Source organism: Actinomadura macrotermitis (assembly GCF_009604375.1).
Lineage (GTDB): Bacteria > Actinomycetota > Actinomycetes > Streptosporangiales > Streptosporangiaceae > Spirillospora > Spirillospora macrotermitis.
The window spans coordinates 19511-39582 of record NZ_WEGH01000003.1; the positions used below are offsets into that span (position 1 = coordinate 19511).

Here is a 20072-nt window from a genome sequence, read left to right on the forward strand (position 1 = left end):
CCGGAAATGTCCGGGAACAGAGCAAAGGGGCGGACCGGATCGGTCCGCCCCTGCTACCTCTAACGTCACTGCCAGGCGGATTACTCCGCCGGCGCGACGATGCTCACGGCGTTGCGGCCGCGGTACCGGCCGAACTGCACCGCGCCCGCGACGAGCGCGAACAGCGTGTCGTCGCCGCCGCGGCCCACACCGGGACCGGGGTGGAAGTGGGTGCCGCGCTGGCGGACGATGATCTCGCCGGCGTTCACCTGCTGGCCGCCGAAGCGCTTGACACCCAGGCGCTGGGCGTTCGAGTCGCGTCCGTTACGGCTGGACGATGCGCCCTTCTTGTGTGCCATGGTTCAGCTCCCTTACTTCCCGGCCTTGATACCGGTGATCTTGACCTCGGTGTAGGGCTGACGGTGACCCATCCGCCGCTTGTACCCGGTCTTGTTCCGGTAGTGCATGATGTTGATCTTCGGGCCCTTGACGGCGCCGAGGATCTCGGCGGTGATCTCGTACTTGGCGAGGTCGGCCGCCTTGGAGACGACGTTGTCGCCGTCGACCACCAGGAGGGCCTGGAGCTTCAGCGTGTCACCGGCCTCGCCGGAGAGCTTGTCGACGGTGAGCACGTCGTCGACGGCCACCTTCTCCTGCCTGCCGCCTGCGCGGACAATCGCGTACACCGCGGAACCCTTCAGTCTGCGCGTGCTTCCGGAGCGAACCGGTCCCACGCGTGGTTACCCAGCCCCCGGGCGGGGGCCTACCCCCGGCCGGAGCCGAGAGCGGCACACCAAAGGGAGGACCCTCTGGCGCTCTCTGCTGACCCCACCGGATCGGCGGGGGGACGCACCGGTGAACCCTGCGGGCCCCGGTGCAGGTCTGGAAGACGCGCCGATGGCGCGCCGACAGTCAAGGGTACCGGATGCCCCGTGGAGAACGCGAACCGCGTCCTGCGCGGGGCATCCGGCCCCGTGCTACTCGGCCGCGACCTCGGCGGCCACCCCGGCGCGGTCGCCGGAGCCGTCGTCGCCCTTGGCCTCGGCCTTGGCCTTGGCGGGACGGCGGGTGCGGCGGCGGGCGGGACGGGCGGCGGCCTCGTCGGCGTCCTTGCCCGAGCCGGCCTCGGCGGGCGCCTCGGCGCCGTTCAGGTCGGCCGCGACCGGCTCGACGGCCTCCAGCGGCCCCGGCCCGGCGCCCGCGACCTCGGCGGCGGCGTCGGCGGCCTCCACCGCGGCCTGCGGGGCCGGCTCGTCCTGCGCCTGCTCCTTCTTGGCCGTCTCCTGCGCGGCGAGCTTGTCCTCGACGGCCTTCTCCACCTCGCCCTTGCGCTTGCGGCGGCGGTTCGAGCCGTTCTCCTTGCCGGCGGGGGCCTTGTCGGCCTTCGGCTCGACCGGCGTCAGGTGCACGTGGATGCCGCGGCCGTTGCAGGAGTCGCAGGTCTCCGAGAACGCCTCCAGCAGGCCCTGGCCCACCCGCTTGCGGGTCATCTGGACCAGGCCGAGGGAGGTGACCTCGGCGACCTGGTGCTTGGTACGGTCCCGCGACAGGCACTCCACCAGCCGGCGCAGCACCAGGTCCCGGTTGCTCTCCAGCACCATGTCGATGAAGTCGACGACGATGATGCCGCCGATGTCGCGCAGCCGGAGCTGGCGGACGATCTCCTCGGCCGCCTCCAGGTTGTTGCGGGTGACGGTCTCCTCGAGGTTGCCGCCCTGCCCGGTGAACTTGCCGGTGTTGACGTCGACGACCGTCATCGCCTCGGTGCGGTCGATGACCAGCGAGCCGCCGCTCGGCAGCCACACCTTGCGGTCCATCGCCTTGGCGATCTGCTCGTCGATCCGGTAGGCGCCGAGCACGTCGCCCTCGCCGGTCCAGCGCTCCACCCGGTCCTCCAGGTGCGGCGCGACGTACTGCACGTACTCGGCGACGGTGTCCCACGCCTCGTCGCCCTGCACGACCAGCTTGGTGAAGTCCTCGTTGAAGATGTCGCGCACGACGCGGACCGTCAGGTCCGGCTCGCCGTACAGCAGCGACGGCGCGGACGCGGTCTTCACCGTCCGCTGGATGTTGTCCCACTGCGCGGCCAGGCGCGACACGTCGCGGGCCAGCTCCTCCTCGGTGGCGCCCTCGGCGGCGGTCCGCACGATCACGCCGGCGTTCTCGGGCATGACCTTCTTCAAGATCGCCTTGAGGCGGCTGCGCTCCTTGTCGGGCAGCTTGCGGCTGATGCCGGTCATCGAGCCGTCCGGCACGTACACCAGGTAGCGGCCGGGCAGCGAGACCTGGCTGGTCAGGCGGGCGCCCTTGTGGCCGATCGGGTCCTTGGTGACCTGCACCAGCACCGACTGGCCGGACTTCAGCGCGACCTCGATGCGGCGCGGCTGGCCCTCCAGGCCGGTGGCGTCCCAGTTGACCTCGCCGGCGTACAGCACCGCGTTGCGGCCCTTGCCGATGTCGACGAAGGCCGCCTCCATCGAGGGCAGCACGTTCTGCACCTTGCCGAGGTAGACGTTGCCCACGTACGACTGGTGGGTGGCGCGGTTGACGTAGTGCTCGACCAGCACGCCGTCCTCCAGGACGGCGATCTGGGTGCGCTCGCCCTCCTGGCGGATGACCATCTCGCGCTCGACCGACTCGCGGCGGGCCAGGAACTCGGCCTCGGTGATCACCGGCGGGCGGCGGCGGCCCTGCTCGCGGCCCTCGCGGCGGCGCTGCTTCTTGGCCTCCAGGCGGGTGGAGCCGCGCACCGACTGGACCTCGTCCTCGACGGTGCGCGAGTCGCGCACGTGCACGACGGTGTTCGGCGGGTCGTCGGGGGTGGTGCCGTCCTCGCCGGTGCCCGTCCGGCGACGGCGGCGACGGCGGCGCCGGCTGGTGCCGCCGCCCTCCTCGTCGTCGTCCTCGTCGCCCGCCTCGTCGGCCTGCTCGGCCTTCGCGGGCTCCTTGACGGGCTCCTTGGCCTCCTTGGCTTCCTTGGCCTTCGCCGGCCGGCCGCCCTTGTCGCCCTTATCGCTCTTATCGGCCTTGGCGGGCTCCTCCGGAGCCTCCTTGGCCTCGGGCTCGTCGCCGTCCTCGGCGTCGTCCTCGCCGCCCTCGCGGCCGTTGCGGCCACGGCCGCGGCCGCCCCGGCGGCGGCGGCGCCGCGACGACGGGCGGTCGTCGGACTCGTCGTCCTCGTCGGCGGCGTCCTCGTCGGCCTCGTCGGCCTCGGGCTCGGCGGCCTTCGGCTCGTCCTTGCGGGGCTTGGCCGGCGGCGCCGCGGTCGGCTGCGGCGGCTGGAAGACGACCATGGGCGGCTGGAAGGTCACCGAGGGCACCCCGCCGGCGGCCTCCTCGTCCTCGTCCTCGGCCGCGGGGGCCGCAGGCGGGACGGCGGGCACGGCCGGGACCGGCGGCACGGCCGGGACGCGCGGCGCCGCGGCGGCGGGCGCCGGCTCGTCGGCGGGCTCGGGCGGCGGCCCGGCGGGCGCCACGGCGCGCTTACGGGTGCGGGTGGTCTTCTTGACCACCGGCTCGGCGGGCTCGGCCGCCTCGGTCTTGGCCTCGGTCTCGGCGGCCGGCTCGGGCTCGGCGGCCTTCTTCGCCCGCGTGGCGCGGGTCCGGGCGGGCTTCTTGGCCGGCCCGGCCTCCTCCTGCGGGGCCGGCGCGGCCAGGTCCGCCGCGGTGATCACCGCGGGGGTGTCGTCCACGTCGGGCGGCGGCCCGGCGGGGCGGCTCGCGGCGCGGCGGCGCGGCGGGCGGACGCTCTGGGCGGCCTGGTCGGTGCCTTCGGGCGTGGCCGAATCGGCTTCGTTATCAAGCATGCGGGCAATCTCCCGTCAGGCTCCCGGGCGCAGGCCGCGCCGCCCCGCCCGCAGGCGGTCCGGCCCGGTGCGCCGCACGGGAGCGCTCCGTCAGTCGTCGGTGCCGCCACGCCCGGACAACGGTCCGGGCATGACGACGAAGTCGTCGGGGGTGCGCCCGCCGTCCCTGCGGACCGGTTCCGTGGGCGGCCAGAGGCCGCCACCGGCTTCGGCCCTAGCGGTGGGCGCTGACGGCATCCGTGCTCGCGGCGCCCCCGGGCTGCGGGTGCGCAGGGCCGTCCGCCGCGCCGGCGTCGTTGCCGGCCGGCGTGCCGGTCTCCCGGTCGGGATCCAGCGGATCCGCGAGACCACCGGTGGCCGCGTCCAGGGGCCCCTGCGCCAGCCTGGTCACCAAGGGCGGTGACGGCGGCGCGAGGTCGGCGACCTGGCGCAGTCCGGTGAGGATGTCGTCGGGCCGTACGGCGGGTGTGGTGTGCCGCACAACCATGCGAAGTATCGCACAAGGGGCATCCGCCGCCTCCGTGGCACGCCGGTCCAGCTCCAGGGAGGACACGGCGGACCTGGCGTCGAAGCGGCGCCGTCCCTTCTTGGTGAGGCGCTCGACCTCGACGGTCTCGGCGGCCAGGAAGGCCGCCACGGCCGCGGCGGCGTCGTCGGATGCGACACCGTCCAGCCTGATCCGCCAGTCGGACGCCTCCAGCCGGTCCGCCAGGGCGGACGGCTTTCCCGACCCCGCAGGCACGATCACGACATCCACGATGTCGAGGCCGTCCGGCAGGGCCGCGTCGAGCTCGGCTCGCACCCGCGCAGGGTCGCGGGGCTCGGTGAGCCCGAGTTCGAGGTATTCGGCCTCGCTGGCCGTCCCGGTGGCCGCCGCGCCCGTGTACGAGATCTTCGGGTGCGGTGAGAATCCGGCACTGAACGCGACAGGGATCCCGGCACGCCGGACGGCGCGTTCCACGGCCCGGGAAATGTCGCGGTGGCTGGTGAACCGCAGCCTGCCCCGCTTGGCATAGCGGACGCGCAGGCGCTGGGTCACGGGGGCCGGTGCAGGACCCTCCGGCATGGGAGCCAGGGCAGTAGTCCTTCCTACTCGCGTCGAGTCGAAAACGTCTCCCTATAGAGTACGGCCCCCCGGCGTGCCCGTGACCGGCACGCCGCGCCACCGCACCCACCAGGCACGACCTGGGGCGCCCCGGCCGCCGCGCGAACCCGGCGGCGGGGTAGCAGGGCACCTACCCGCGCCCCTGGGGCGCGAATCGGGGCGGACCATCAAATGAACATCCCGAAGCTCCGTGGCCTTCCCGGGAGCGGGATGCCACGGTGATCCGTCAGCCGATCACCGAAGCCGGACGGGGACCTCATGCAGCAGACCAGTGCGCCGGTACGGGCTGGGACGCCGGACACGCTCCGCCGTGCCGTACCGCTCTGGCCCCTGCCGGCTCTGCTGACCCTCGCGATCGGCCTCTGGCGGATCGACGGGCCCTCGTACTGGCGGGACGAGTCGGTCGGCGTCGTCGCCGGGCACGGCTCCCTCAGCGCCCTGTGGGCGTTCCTGCACGAGGTGGACGCGGTGCACGGCGTCTACTACGCCTTCCTGCACCTGGTCACCTTCTTCGGAACGGACGAGATCACCACCCGCCTGCCCTCCGTCTTGGCCATGGCGGCGGCTTCCGCCGGAATCGCCGTCCTGGGCCGCCGCCTGATATCCCCGGCGACCGGCCTGTACGGCGGCCTGCTCTACGGCCTGCTGCCGATCACCAGCCGGTACGCGCAGGAGGTCCGCCAGTACGCCCTGGTCAGCGCCGGAGCCGTCCTGGCGACCTACCTCCTGGTGCGGGCACTGGAGAGCGACCGCCCCTCCCCGCGCTGGTATCTCGCCTACGGGGCCTGCATGGGCCTCCTGGGCTGGTTCCACCTCTACGCGCTGTTCCTGCTGAGCGCGCACCTGTTCGCCCTTGTGGCGCTCCCCCGCGAGAAACGCCTCCGGCACACCCTGGCCTGGCTCCTCTCGGTACTGCTCGCCCTCGCCATGGTGCTTCCGCTGGTCCTGGTGGCACGCGGCCAGGAAGGGGCCCAGGTCTCCTGGCTGAGCGCGCCCCCGGCAACGGCGCCCTACGACTTCGGACTGGAGACGACGGGCAGCCCCCTCCTGCTGATCGTCTTGGTGGCACTGGCCGTCCTCGGCGTCATCGGAAACACCGGCCGGAACGCGGTCCTGCTGGCGGCCTGGCCGATCGCCCCGCTGCTGACGTCCATCGCGATCTCGCTGGCCCACCCCGTCTACCACCCGCGCTACGTCCTGTACTGCGTGTGCGGCCTGGCCCTGGCGGCCGGCGCAGGGCTAGAGCTCCTGACGCGGCGGCTCCGATATGGCCAAGTGGCGGCGCTGGCCGCCCTGACCTGCGCCGCAGCCCTGACAGTGCCCACGCAACTGGCCCTGCGCGAGCCGCACAGTCGTCCGGACGACCTGCGGAGCTTCTCCGCCCTCCTGCGGCAGCAGGCACGCCCCGGCGACGCCGTCGTCTTCATCCCGGCCTATCGCGAGAAGTTCGTGACGGCCTACGCGGACGCCTTCACACGCCTGCACTCCCCCGGCCCGACCGACCTGCCGCTGGACCGCTTCCGCGCCTTCCTCGACAAGGAATCACGCATCTGGGTCGTCGAGGTCCCCCCGCCGGGACACCGCTACCGCTCCCCGCTCCCCCGCCGCGACCTCAAGGCATTGCAGGCGGACAAGCGCTTCACCCACGGCGGCACCCAGAAGTTCGGCGGCCTCACCCTGACCCTGTACGAACGCCGTGGTCCGGGCCGGCCTGCCGGAAGCAGACCGGCCCGGCACATCACTTAGCCGGTGGCGGAGCGGGCAGCGTCACCTTGCGGAAGGCCAGTGCGCTCTTGGCCAGTGCACTGCCGGCCGCATCGACGTAGTAGAGGCGGCTGCGCTGATCCGCGTCCCGGGCCACGAACCCCCAGGTCGGCCCCGAGGTGTTGGTGTAGGTGAAGGCGACCGGATCGGTGGCCGCGCTGAACGTGTCATCGGAGGTTTGGGCCTGCACCCAGTCACGCCACGTCCCGGAAGCCTGCGCCGTTTCACCGGAGCTCCAGAGGCGGCCGTCGGCGGCACGGGCGACGACCTCGGTCTTGCCCGCGGGGCTCAGCAGGGCACTCGGCGAACCCGCGGCCTTGAACGTGCCGACCTGGTCCCAGGCGGCGGGGAAGTCGCCCGAGTCATCCTGGATCTTGGTGACGATCGAGTCGTCGGAGGACCGCGCGAAGATGCGGACCTTCCCGCCCGGGTACTTCACCAGGGAAGGCGTCCCCTTCAGACCGGAACCGCCGAGGCTGGCGCACTGCGACAGCACGCCGCCGGTGTAGAGGGCCGTCTTGAGGTCGCCCGCCGAGTCGAGGGCGAACACCCGGACGCCGTTGCCCACCTCGATCGCGGCCGGGGTGCCGGTCAGCCCGCTGAAGCCCAGCCGCACCCAGGAGCCGTAGGTCCCGTTCGCGTCCTTCTGCGGGAGCGCCCACAGGACTCCCGAGCCGTCCACGGCGAAGGCCACCAGGGTGTCGCCGTGGCGGACGAGGGTGGCGTGCGAGGCCATGGCCTGCGGGACGTCCGCCCAGTCGCCCCACTCGAACAGGTCCCCGGTCTTCTGGGGCCTGGTCCACACGTCGCCGCTGGTGTTGTGCGCCGCGATCTGCAGGCGGCCGTCGGCCTGCTCGGCCATGCCGGGGGTGCCGGTGAACGCCTCGTTGCCCGAGATCGCCGTCCACTGGAGCGAGTTGAAGGAGTCGGGGTCCTGCCGGCCGTGCATGAGGCGGCCGATGTTGTCGGTGTAGACGTACTCGATCATGCCCAGGCTCGTGCCCTGCTGTGCCGACCGCTGCAGCACGTTCGTGGCGGAGAAGGACTCCACCGGGAGCGACGCGGCGGCCCGTGCCGGAGCCGGGGCCGAGGTGCATCCGGTGGAGGGGACGAAGTAGGCGTAGGCGTCCAGGGACACCGACACCGCCGAGGGGCTCGGGTTGCTGATGATGATCTTCCCGTCGGCGCCGGGCTTGGCGTTGACGAAGCCCGCGTTGTACCGGTCGGCCGTCGGGTAGCCGACCGTCCGGGTGCCGGGCGGGGTCTCGCCCGAGGGGTACACCCTCACGTAGCCGGTGTCGGCGCTGCGCACCGAGATGTTGAGCCCGACCGCGGAGACGCCGGTGGCGGGCACACCGCCCTTGCCGAGCGGGGCGAACGCGTACGTGCCGTTGGCCGCCACGTTCACCGGGCCGAGGACCCGGGCCGGGGTCAGCGGACGCTCGACGCCCCCGGCGAGGGACGCCTGCGGCGAGGCGTAGTAGCCCGACACGTCCGCCCAGATCTTGGCCGCCGTCGTGCCGAGGTTGCCGATGGTGACCTTCCCGTCCGGGCCCAGCTTGCCGATCACCAGGTTGTCGCGGTAGTTGCCGGCCCACAGGGTCAGGTCGGTGCCGACCTGGTTGCCGGTGTCGGAGGGGTGCACGGTCAGCCGCGTCGCCGCGGTGGCCGAGCCGGTCAGCGTGAAGACCACCTCGGACACGCCGGAGGAGGGCACGCCGCCCTGCCCGAGCGGCGAGAAGGTGTAGGAGCCCTGAGCCGGCACCGTCACCCCGTTCAGCACGCGCGCCGGGGACAGGGCCGTGAAGGTGGAGCCGGCCGTCGTCCCGGCACTGGTCAGCGTGTAGCCGTGCACGACGGCGTACACGGTCGCAGCCGTGGGAACGTTGCCGAAGTTGCCTATCTTGATGGCACCGTCGGCGCCTACCTTCACGGGCAACAGGTCGTGGTTGTAGCCACCGGCCTCGTACAGGCTCCCCGAGACACCCGGCCGGGTCCCGTCAGAGGGATACGGGACCAGTGCCCCGTCAGCGCTCCCGGTGCCCTTGACCGCGAAGTCGATCCATACCGTGTCCAGCCCGGAAGCGGGCAGCCCGCCCACCCCGGCGACCTTCACCGTCAGGGTCGCACTGGCGGCGATGCTCGCACCGCTCAGCAGTTGCGCCCGAGCGGAATGGAACTGTCCCGCCGCAGCCGGCACCGCCGGCGCCACCCGCTGGGACGGACCGGCCTCAGCAGCCGGAATCCCCGCGCCGAAGGCCGCCACAACGGCCATGACCAGCGCGAGAAGGACCTTGTGTATTCGTTGTCGCATGACCTCACCTATCGACGGACCCGCCCTCGGGGTCCTCGAAAGGAAGATCACTCAAATCCCGGCCGCCCACAGGTGATCACAAGTGAACACTGGGCGAAATATCCCAACATGAACCTATAAATAGTTCACCAACCAGAGAACCGACGGCAAATCTTCTGCTGCACATGACCTCGACCGGCCCTTATTCGAACACCGCGACCATGTCGGCTCGACGCTTCCCCCCGGAGCTCTCGCCACTCTTAGCAGCCGCTCGACCTGAGCCGTTCCCTGGATTGCCGGTCCGACACCAGGAGGCAGTACCCGGGCGATGCTCTGACCGCATAGAAAAACAGCGCAATACAGGTACGCCATCGACCGACCGACAGGACGCCGCCAGGCGTCCACCATCGCCCCCTCCCCAAAATGAGATAATTTAAAAACGATAGATATTCCCCTTGACCTCCTCTGGGCCTATCTCCTCCGCAAGGAGCGGACTGGGAGAGCCACCTCCACCCGAGATGTGAGCCCAGAACACCACGCCGGCGACCACGTAGTCCGAGGCGAGCGCCGCCCCTAGAAGGAACATCCTTCCACGGCGCCACGTTGCAGCGACCCTTCGCTCCTCTCGCTGCATCACTTCGGGATCGGCCACCCGCAAGTTGAGACCGAGATAGAGATCAGCGAGCGAAAAGTACGCTACATCCTGAAAGAGGATGTCGATCACCTTCGGAGCTTCTTCGCTTTCAGGATCCCCCGCGAAGCCCCGGACGAGCAGTTTGCTGTGCCCGGCACCGATCGCCCAAGGCTTGAACCGACCCTCGAGGACGAGCGGCAGGCTTCCACTGATCGTCGGAGTGCTCGTCATAGCGGCGCCCAGTCGTTGAGTCGGCGGTTGAACCGGTAGAAGTTGACCCGGTCCATCATCCCCGCCGCATCGACCTCCAGCAACTCCCACTGAGTGTCGAGCAGACTATGCGGTTGGGCGGCTTTCGCAGCGGCCAGCGCCTTTTCCGCTCCCCTGTTCGCCCCGGGAAGCCCGTCGAGCATGAACGAGATGTTCCCCTCACCCCGCGAGGATCTGGCGATCGCCGCCTTCACCTCGTCCTTCCACGAATCACTCCTCGCTCCGAGGAGATGGCGCGCACCGACTTTCTCCGCGAAACCCTTAAGATCATATTCACGTCTTCCGAGGGCGACATGGTCCAGGGGCCCGATGAAGCCGCCGCAGTTGTGAACGAGCACCGGTGCGGCGCCCGCCAACGTGTAGTACGTGTGGGTGTGGTCGACGGTCAGGTTGTAGACGCGCCGCTGCTCTGACCATTTGGCGATCGCGGTGATCTGGACACGGGTGCCGGCGCTGGTGCGCAGCCACATCCCGGGCTTGAGCTCGTCGGCCTTCAGCCACTTGCGCAGGCTCGCCACCCAGAACGGGTGGCCGTCGGTGGCGATGACGACGCCGGTCTTCTTGCCCCGTTTGCCGTCGGTGTCGACGGTGATCTGAACCAGGTTCTTCTCACCCGAGCCGACGATGGTGTCGGTGACCGGCTGGGTCGTCGTCTTGCCGGTCGTGGGGTCGGTGGCGACGACCCTGTCGCCGATCTTGATGTCCTCGATGCTCTTCGTACTGCCGTCGGACATGAGGACCGGAGTGCCTGAGGCAAAGCTGTTGCTGCAGCGTCTGAGAAGGCCGTTGCCTATGGCTCGGGCTTCCGCGCCGGCAGCTGAGCGGGCCGCTTGGCCGCCGGCGCGCAGGCCGCCGCCTCTGAGCACGACGCCGAGGCCCGCCTTCAGTCCTGCGCCCCCGATGGATCCGAGGCCGCCGGTGATGCCGCCGATGACCCCGTCCCTCAGGGCGTTGAGGCCCATCTCCTTCCAGGAGTGGCCGCCCTCGACCAGGTCGTGGACGAGGGAGCCCGCCGCGCCGGCCAGGGCGCCGCAGGCCACCGCGCCGACGCCCGTCCAGCCGATGGCGGCGCCGCAGCCCGCGCCGACGATGAGGCCGGTGGCGATGCCGGCTATGTCGGCCACGTGGTTCTGGGCGAACTGCGACACCGCGTGGGCGGCGTTGGAGACCTCGTGGATGACGGCGCCCGCCTGCTTGACGGCGGCCTGGTAGAGCTGGCCGACGGCCTTGGCCGAGTCCTTGATGATGTTCTTGACGAACGAGGTCAGCCCGGCCGGCAGGTGCGGCGTCATCGAGACGAGCTTGCTCAGGCCCGTGTAGAGGGGTTTGACCGCCGCCTTGAGGACGTCGAGGGTGCTGTGCGTGGCGGCGTAGTGGATCGCGCTTCTGGCCTTGGCCGTGATGGCCTTGGCTCTGGCCACGGCTGCGGCTTTGGCGCGTGCTGCCCGTTGTGCCCAGTCCGATGCCAGGCTCTTGGCATTGTTCCAGAGCGTGCGCCCGTAGTTGACGGCCTGGCTGACCTTCTTGCTGACCCATCCGCCGAAGCGTTTGGCGGCGCCGATGACCGGTTTGATGACGTAGTTGTAGATGGGCTTGATGACGTTGTTGTAGATCGGCTGGACGATGTTGCGGTTGACCCAGCCCCCGACCTTCTTGCACCAGCCGCAGGACGGCCAGTTGCCGGTGTCGTCGTCCAGGGTCATCGGCGAGCCGGCCGCGTAGGTGTAGCGGTTGGCGTAGACCGAGTCGCCGCTGGAGTAGTCCACGCTGTCGCGTGAGTCGAACGTGCCGCTGGACGGGTCGTACCAGCGCGCCCCCATGTTGACCTGCTTGGTCGAGGGGTCGGTCCAGTCGCCCTGGTAGCCGATCTGGCCGAGGTTGCCGCCCGACGTCTGGGCGATGACCTGGCCGTAGGGCGAGTAGGCGGTGGACTCGGTGAGGCCGGTCAGCGTCGTGTCCGCCGGGTCGATGTCGCCGACGACGTCGCCGTGCTTGTCGCTGAAGGCCAGGCGCTTGGCGGTGCCCTGCGCCATCGCCATCAGTTCGCCGGCGGGGTCGCGGGCGTAGGAGGTCGTGCCGTCGTAGACCGGGTCGTCCTCCGTGCCGGCGTAGGCGAAGTCGGTGCCGTTGCGGGAGGCGGTGCGGTCCAGGCTGTCGTAGGTGAAGTTCGTCGTGCCTTCGGAGATCAGCCGGTCGAAGGCGTCGAAGGTGAACTTCTCGGTGTAGCCCGAGCTGGTCTTGGAGTCGATGGTGCCGCGCGGGCTGTAGGTGTAGGTGTAGTCGCCGTCGGACTGGAGCCGGTTGCGGGCGTCGTAAGTGGCGGTCTTCGGGCCGTCGCGGGTGCGGTTGCCCGAGTCGTCCCACTCGTACGGGGTGGTCTTCTCGCCGTTCTTCCAGGAGGTGAGGCGGCCCGCGAAGTCGTAGGTGTAGGTGTTGGTGCCTGCGTCGGCGGTGCCCACCGTCTTCTTGCCGGTGAGCCGGTCGTCCTTGTCGTAGTCGTAGTCGATCGAGGCGACCGTGGCCCCGGCGCCGTTCTTCAGCACGTCCGACGACAGCCGGCCGTAGTCGTCGTAGCCGAAGGTCCGCATGCGGCCCGCGCCGTAGTCGATCGTCTTCGGCATGCCCGCCGCGTCGTATCCCAGGGTCTGGGTGACGCCGGTGATCCCGTCGGTGACGGTGGCGATCCGTCCCTTGACGTATCCGTAGGTGGACTTGCCGGCCCGGTCGTCGCGGCTGGTGAGCCGGCCGTCGCCGTCGTAGGCGAAGGCGGCCTTGCCGGACGGGCCGTCGGCGGTGATGAGCGCGCCGCGGTCGTTGTAGCCGAAGACGTTGGTGCCGCCCGGGGCGTCGGCCTTGATCAGGCGTCCGGCCTGGTCGTAGGACAGGACGCGGTCGGTGGTGGCCGCGCCGCCGCCGGTCTCCTTCACCAGCCGGCCCGCGTCGTCGTAGGTGCGCTGGCGGGTGATGCCGCCCGGCGCCGTCGTCTTCACCGGGTCGCCGTTGATGTCGTAGGCGGCGGTCCAGGTGCGGTCGGCCGCGGACGGGTGGGACGGTGTGGACGGTTCGACGACCGACTCGGGCAGCCCCAGGGTGTTGACGGTGAAGACGGTGGAGTTGCCGCGCCCGTCGGTGTAGCGGGTCCGGTTGCCCGCGGCGTCGTAACCGAACGACGTGGTGATCGATTTGGTGTCGTCGACCGGCTCGACCTGCCGGATGAGCCGGTTTCCGGCGTCGTAGTCGTAGGTCGTGGTGCGCTGCTCGGGGTCCGTGCTCGCGATGAGGTTCCCGGTCGCGTCGTAGCGGTAGGTCTGGGCGCGCAGCACCGTGTTGTCCGGTTTGAGGTCGTACTCCCCCGCGACCTGGCCGAAGTCGTCGTAGTCGATGCGCGAGGTGCGGCCGAGGCCGTCGGTGGTGCGCACCCTGCGGCCGGTGAAGTCGTAGCCGAACTTGGTGGTGACGCCCGACGGGTCCTTGGCCTCGATGGGCTCGCCGACCGCGTTGTAGGCGGCGGTGCTGACGGCCCCGGTCGGGCTGGTGGTGGAGGCGAGGTTGCCGGCCTCGTCGTAGACGTAGCGGGTGGTGAAGTTGTCGAGCTGCGGGCGCCGCTCGACCTGGGTGACCGTCTGCTGCCGGTCCATGTCGTCGTAGGTGGTCTCGACGCGGGCGCCGTTGGGGTCGGTGACCGACAGGACCTCGCCCGTCCGGGTGTAGGTGTAGTTCCATACGGCCCGGTCGCCGTTGGTCCCGGTCGGCTCGTCGCGCTTGGTCAGCCGGCCGAGGCGGTCGTAGGTGTAGCGGGTGGAGCGCTGTTCGGCGTCGATGCTCTCCACGACGTTGCCGGCGGCGTCGTACTTCTGCCGCGTCGTCGGGGTGATCGGTGTGCTGGATCCGGGCGGGGTATAGGTGGGCGAGGTGGTCTCCGTCGGCCGGCCGAGCACGTCGTAGGACGTCCGGGTCACGTTGCCGAGCGCGTCCTTGGTCGCGACCGTCTCGCCGTAGGCGTTGTAGCCGACGGCCTGCACCGGGGTGACGTCCTGGGCGGGGCCGCCGTTGCTCTCGGCGGAGACCTTGGGCGCGGTGAGGCTGACCTGGCGGCCCAGCTCGTCGTAGCCGTACGTGGTCGTGTAGGCGGCCTTGTCGGCGCCGTCGACGTTGCCGCGGGGGTCGGTCCGGGAGGTCTGCAGGCCGCGCTGGTCGTAGGTGAAGGAGGTGATCCTGGTGGTGGTGCCCGAGGTCTGGATCTGCTTGGTGAGGTTGCCCGACAGGTCGTAGGTCATGTCGACGACCTCGGGGGCGGTGGAGACGATCCACGGCACGTTGGACACGGCGCCGCTGGTCGTCGTCCTGGTGACGTTGCCGTTGAGGTCGTAGGCGAACGCGGTCCGCCTGTTCAGGCCGCCGGGGTCCTGGACGACGGCGGCGACGGTCCCGTTGGGGTTGATGCTCTTGTCCGTGACGGTCGTCCCGTTCGCGGTCGTCTGCCGCAGCAGGTTGCCCGCGCCGTCGTAGGTCTGGCTCTCCAGGACGTAGTCGCGGACGCTGCCGTCGGGGGCGTGGTAGTTCGTGAGCGTCTTGCTCTTGGGCAGGTCGTCGTTGTAGTAGGCGAACTCGACGCGGCGGCCCATAGCGTCGGTGTTGCGGACCATCCGCCCGGCGAAGTCATAGGCGTAGGAGTCCACGACCAGGTAGTCGCCCTTGCCCGGGTCGCCGGCGCCGTCCGGGTCGCCGTCCCAGTCCCGCAGCCGCACCTCGGCGATCATGTTGCGGGCGGTGTAGCCGTACTCGTAGCGGTTGCCGCGCGGGTCGACCATCCAGGTCTTGTTGCCGAAGCGGTCGTACCCGTAGGAGGTCTCGCCGCCCACCGGGTCGGTGACGCGTTCGACCCGCCCGTATTCGTCGTACTCGTAGGTCGTCTTGCGCGGCGCGTCGCCGCCGAGCAGATCGCTCGCCTCCGTGGTGAGGGCGTTGCCGTCGGCGTCGTAGGTGGTGACGGTGCGCGTCTGGTGCTTGGTCCCGTTCACCGCGTCGGTCGTAACGGGCGCGGTGGTGACGGTCGGCCGCGACAGCGCGTCGTAGGCGTAGGTCGTGGTGACGCCGTTGGGATAGGCGTCGTTGGTCGCGGTCTCGGAGATCTTTCGGCCGAGGGCGTCGTAGGTGAACGTGGTGATCTGACCGGACGGCTCGGTGACGCGGGCCAGGTCCCCGTTCTGGAAGTAGGCGTACTTGGTGACGGCCTGCCGGGGATCGGTGGTGGTCAGCGGGAGGCCGGGGGGCATGCTGCCGCCGCCGACCGCACTCTCGGCGCCGGAGGTGTAGGTGTGCTTGACGGTGGCCCCGTCGGGCCCGGTCTGGGAGACCAGCTGCCCGGTCGGGTGGTAGGTGTAGGTGGTCCGGTACCGGTTGTCGGTCGGCCCGGAGGAGCGGCCGTCGCGTTTCTCGGTCGGCAGGTCGTTGCGCGGATCGAAGGGGTCGGTCGGCGCGGCCGGGTAGGTGGTGTACTCGGTGTAGCACTCGTCCTTGGTCCGGCAGGTCTTCTTGGTGACGACGTTCCCGCGGTCGTCATAGGTCAGGTAGACCGAGTCGCCGTTCTCATTGGTGATCGTCTTCTGATAGCCGCGGTCGTCGTAGTCGAAGGTGCGGATCGCCATGCCGTCGAGATTGTGCCCCTCGAACACCGGGCCGTTGGCGGTGCCCGGGATCGTGGTGCAGAACTGCGGGTCGCCCGGATCGGGGGTGGAGCAGATGGTGGAGGGCGGCGAGGTCTGCGGGGAACTCGGGGTGGGGTCGGCCTTGTCCTCGTCCTTGATGCCCAGCCCGGTCGGCGTTCCCGACCGGATCATGCGGCCGGCCAGCGCGTCGTACTCGTACAGGTAGGGGCGGTCGGAGGGGTCGCGGACCTCCACGCCGCGCCGCAGATCGGTGTCGCCGCCGTAGACGGCGGGCGCGCCGATCTTCCAGGTGCCGCCGTCGCTGTCGGTGTACTCGGTGATGCGGGCGGTTCCACTGTCGTAGTCCGCCTCGACCGCGGTCCGGCCGCCCGGGGTGGTGACCTTGGTGAGCTGGTCGGCGGCGGCGGCGCCGTAGCCGTAGTGGTCGGCGACGGCCGCCGCGCCCAGCGGGTGGGCATAGACGGAGACCTCGTCGATGGCGCCGTTGTAGTGGCGTTCGGCACTGCCGCCCCAGCCCGGCCAGGACGCCGGCGAGTGGACGTTGGCGGCACCGATCTGGTTGTAGGTCAGCGCGCTGATGTCGGTGGACGCCGGGTTGGTGGTCGTGCCGGCGACGGCGCCGTCCAGGTACAGGGTCTGGGTGGCGCCCATGGACGACAGCACGACGTGGTGCCACTTGCCGTCGTTGACGGTCTTGGACGAGGTGATCGGCGCGATGGTGCCGTTCCAGAACTGCCCGCGCAGCCTGCCGTCCGAACCGTGGTAGAGCAGCGGCACGCCCTTGGTCGCGGCGGTGCCGAGCGCCTTGTCCTGGTAGCCGATGAGGGGGCCGCCCGTACCGGTGGGGTTGGCCTTGAACCACAGCTCGATCGCGGCGTCCCGGCTCTTCTTCACGATGCCCTTGGGCAGGTCGACCGACGAGGAGGAGCCGTTGAAGGTGGCCGCGGTGTTGCCCGAGGACTGCGGCGCGCCGGGCGTCAGGAGGGTGACGTTCTTGTAGGCGCCGCGGTCCTTGCCGAGGTTGACGGCGATCTCACTGCCGGCCGCGTCCCCCTCCGACTCGCCGAGCCGCCAGTACGACTCGGGCCGGTCGTCCAGGACCGCGGTGCGGTAGTGCGAGTTCTGGGCGTACTCGTAGTTCGTGCACACCGAGCCCGGCGCGCACACCTTCGTCAGCAGGTCGCCGGTGTAGGTGTAGTTCCAGGTCAGCGGCGCGCCGTTGACGGGATCGGTGCTGACGGTGGCCACGTGGTCGCCCGACCAGGTGAAGGACAGGGCGCGCCCGGCGGTGTTGGTCTGGCTGTTGGACACCTGCACCTTGGCCAGCCGGCCGTCCTGCTGGTTGTAGGTGAGCACCAGCGACCGCCCGCCCGCGTCCGTGATCCTGCTGAGGCGGCCGGTCCCGGAGAACTGGTAGGTCGTGGAACCCCGGTCGCGCAGCTTGAAGTTGGTGCCGTCGAAGGTGAGCAGGGCGGTGCGTCCCTGCGGGGCGGCGTAGGAGCCGTCCGGGTTCTTGCCGAAGCGGACCTCCTGGCCGTCGGGATAGGCGATGACCGCGTTGCCGGTGCCGTCCTTGTCCTCGGTCAGCCGCATGTCGTAGCGCGTCGTCCAGCCGGCGCCGAACGGAGAGGCCCGCCGCGGGTCCAGGCTGTTGTAGGTGCGCGCCAGAGTCAGGTCGGGCCCCACCGTGGCGACCGGCACGTCCACCGCGGACGTCGAGAGGTTGCCGACCTGGGGGTCGAACTCGCGATCCTGCGAGGCGTAGGGGGAGCCTGCGATGTTGGAGGTGATCGCAGGCTGCGGCACGTTGGTCAGCAGCGTCGCGTACGGGGAGGGCACCTCGGTGGTGGCGTCCTTGACGAAGGCCCGCCACTGGTAGGACTTGCTCCAGACGAGCCGCCCCGCCGGCGGCGTCCACGCGGGGCTGTCCTGATAGGCGGAACTGGTGCAGTTCACCGGCTTGCCCGCGCTGTCCTGGTCGCACACCTCGAACTTGTACTTGAGCGTCTGCCCGGCCGGCGCGTCGATGTCCAGGCCTCTGGCCCACAGTTGCGGCGCCAGCGTCTGCGCCTGGTAGCCGTTGGGAGGGAACAGCTCCTGCAAGACCGGTGGAACGTTGAAGACCTGCAGAACGATCCGCCCCGGTGGGACCTGCTCGTCGGTGAAGACCTTGCCTCCGCTGCGGACCATGGTGAAGTCCAGGAAGTACCGGCCCTCCTTCAGCGGCTGGATGGTCGCGTCGAGGGTCGTGCGGGCGCCCCGGGCGAGGTTGCCCGGCAGGCTCGCGGCGCGCTGCTGGGTGACGGCCTTCCCTGTGGCGGCGTCATAGGCGCGGTAGGCCAGGTAATAGGTGCTCGGCGTCCAGGTCTCGGCGCTCAGGTTGGTGACGGTGATCTTGACCTTGCCGGCCTGGTTCTGCAGGACGGGCGGCTGCGGCACCGGGTTCGGGATGGCGTACTTGGCGTTGTAGGGGCTGTGCGTCACGTACAGCCGGGGCGGGTTGGCGGTGCCGGTGCCGGCGAACCGCTTCCAGGCCGTGTCGTCGCTGGACGAGGCGCGCAGCGACAGGCCGTTGTTCGCGCCGCCGTCCACCCAGCCCTGGACGAGCTTGCGGCCGCCGGCCCCGAGGTCGAACAACGTGCCCTTGGGCTGGCAGGCCGAATGCGACTGGCCGAGCTTCACGTAGCCGTAGGCGAACGACTGCGAGGTGAGGGCGCCGCCGACGTCCGGTCCGGGGTAGCTGTAGCTCCCGCCGGACGACCAGGACTGCGTCACCGGATGGACGGTGACCTTGCGCGGCGAGCAGGAGGGGGCGTCGAAGTTCACGACCTGCAGCTGCGCACCGAAGATCGTGTGGTACTTGAGCTGGTCGGCGAGGCCGCCGAACCTGATGTAGGACGCGGCGGCCGCGCCGTCCTTGCGCCCGACCAGCAGCTCGTTGTCGCCGGAGCTGGAATCACCGCCGTGCACGACGAGGCTGGAGTCGGCCGCACCGGAGGCGACGCTGGGGTCCACCGAGACCGGGAAGCGGCGTGCGGGGTCGCGCAGCCACTTGGCGTCCAGGTCCATCCGCAGCGCCACTCCGGCACCGGATTTCACCAGGCTGTAGGTGACGCCCTTGGAGGTCTCCGGCTTCGCGGCCGAGTCCCACATGTAGCCGGCGGGAATGGTGGCCCGCTGCCTGCCCGCATTGTCGGTGAAGACGATCTGGCCGTGGTCGAGCTTGGGCGTCAGGCCCTTGAGCGCCAGCGGGAAGACGTAGCTCGGCGGCGCGTCCGCCGAGCGGAGGGTCAGTGTCTCCTTGAGGCCGCCCGGGGTGGACTGAAGGCGCAGGTCGGTGCCGCCCGGCAGCGCGTCGCCGTAGGTGACGGCCGCACCTTCGGCACGGCCCGCGGCGGGCTGCGCTCCGGCCAGCCCGAAGGCGACCGCGTGGTCGGCGTCCAGCGCGAGCGAGGCCAGGGTGGGCGTGTCGGCGCGGGGGGCCAGGCGGAGATCCACGGCGTCGGCCTTGTTGCGCCAGCCCTGCTGTCCGTCGCCGGGGACCAGGGCCGGGTCGATGGGGCTCCAGGCTTTGCGGGCCCGGTCCCAGTAGTTGATCGGCGTCGTGGAGAACTCGGTGGTCTCGGTGCCGTCGGCGTTGAGATAGGAGCGCCGGCGGGCGTCGCGGCGTTCGGGCAGCTCCCGGCTCTTGGCCGCGTCGAACCCTTGGGCCCGGGCACGCGGCGCCGATCCGACGGTCGCGGAGTTGCGCGGACGCCCGGCAGCTGCCTGCACGGCCTGCGGACGCCCTTGCGGATACTTCGAGCGCAGCGTCGAGGGGATGTTCCGGTTGGCGCCGGACTTGACGATGTGCGGCTGGCCGGTGGCCGAGCCCCAGCGCTGCTTGGGCTTCTTGGCGGCGTGGTGATTGTTCGCGGAGCTGTACCGGGCCTTCAGGCTGAGGGCGTCACCGCTCGACCCGACGGCCAGCGACAGCCCGCAGACCACCAGCAGCGCCTTGCCGAGCGCCGTGACACGGCTGCCGGCGCGAGGCCGTAGCGGGGCGGCCAGGGCGGCGAACACCGCGAGCGCCCGGTAGCCCGTCCGATGAACGCCGTCCGCGATGCGCCGGGCCCGGCCGGCAGGTGGCGTGCGATGTCTCACCCGTGTGCCCCGGCCTGGGAGATGTCACCGGCTCCGCGCCGTGGAAAGGACCGTCGCACGTGCGTGCCGGATGCGGCCGCCGACGAGGAGAAAGGGCAGGCCGGAACCGGTAAGAGACGCTTCTGCACGATCGCTTCCTCTTGCCGCGGGGGGACAACGTCAGAACAGGCAGGATCACTCGCGCACCGAACAAGGCGGTTTTCCATGATCGGTGATCAAGTCAGGAAGCTAGTCCAACCCACTTCGCATTTCCACCCCGGGCGGGATTTTTCATCCCCCTGAAACATCACCCCCGCCCCGACCGCTCACGTAAAGCGGTCGACAGATGACCGTTAACCGTTTATTCATGGAATGTACTGCTCAAATATATGCCTCACTCATCGGCGTCCATCGCCTCGATCAATCGCGC

The 20072-nt window shown here is 70.5% G+C and carries 8 protein-coding genes; 1 reads left to right on the forward strand and 7 read right to left on the reverse strand.

All coding sequences use genetic code 11. From position 1 onward, the window contains the following. Positions 1–80: 80 nt before the first annotated feature. From rpmA to ACRB68_RS21385, 4 genes are all read right to left on the reverse strand, one after another. On the reverse strand, positions 81–338 hold the full coding sequence (rpmA, locus tag ACRB68_RS21370) for a 50S ribosomal protein L27 (protein WP_153535322.1): 258 nt from the start codon (positions 336–338) through the stop codon (positions 81–83). 12 nt (positions 339–350) lie between these two features. After that, the gene (rplU, locus tag ACRB68_RS21375) at positions 351–665 is read right to left on the reverse strand and encodes a 50S ribosomal protein L21 (protein ID WP_328594543.1); all 315 of its coding nucleotides are present in this window, start codon (positions 663–665) and stop codon (positions 351–353) included. 291 nt (positions 666–956) lie between these two features. Further along, entirely contained in the window at positions 957–3785 is a 2829-nt protein-coding gene (locus tag ACRB68_RS21380) for an Rne/Rng family ribonuclease (protein WP_153535324.1), read from the reverse strand. Between the two features lie 214 nt (positions 3786–3999). Beyond that, positions 4000–4851 (reverse strand): TIGR03936 family radical SAM-associated protein, encoded by an 852-nt coding sequence (locus tag ACRB68_RS21385; protein WP_153535326.1) that lies wholly within the window; start codon positions 4849–4851, stop codon positions 4000–4002. 297 nt (positions 4852–5148) lie between these two features. On the opposite strand from ACRB68_RS21385, the gene ACRB68_RS21390 reads away from it, so the two are divergent. After that, positions 5149–6636, forward strand: coding sequence for a glycosyltransferase family 39 protein (locus ACRB68_RS21390; protein WP_153535328.1), 1488 nt, complete (start codon positions 5149–5151; stop codon positions 6634–6636). Here ACRB68_RS21390 and ACRB68_RS21395 read toward each other — a convergent pair. The 3 genes from ACRB68_RS21395 to ACRB68_RS42100 form a co-directional block, all read right to left on the reverse strand. Beyond that, positions 6629–8968, reverse strand: coding sequence for a hypothetical protein (locus tag ACRB68_RS21395; RefSeq protein WP_153535331.1), 2340 nt, complete (start codon positions 8966–8968; stop codon positions 6629–6631). The two genes, ACRB68_RS21390 and ACRB68_RS21395, sit on opposite strands and share 8 nt — an antisense overlap. 412 nt (positions 8969–9380) lie before the next feature. Continuing rightward, positions 9381–9812: a hypothetical protein gene (locus ACRB68_RS21400; protein ID WP_153535333.1), complete on the reverse strand. Its 432-nt coding sequence runs from the start codon at positions 9810–9812 to the stop codon at positions 9381–9383. After that, complete coding sequence (locus tag ACRB68_RS42100) at positions 9809–19663, reverse strand: LamG-like jellyroll fold domain-containing protein (RefSeq protein ID WP_153535334.1); 9855 nt, start codon at positions 19661–19663, stop codon at positions 9809–9811. Before ACRB68_RS42100 ends, ACRB68_RS21400 begins: the two co-directional genes overlap by 4 nt. Between the last annotated feature and the right edge of the window lie 409 nt (positions 19664–20072).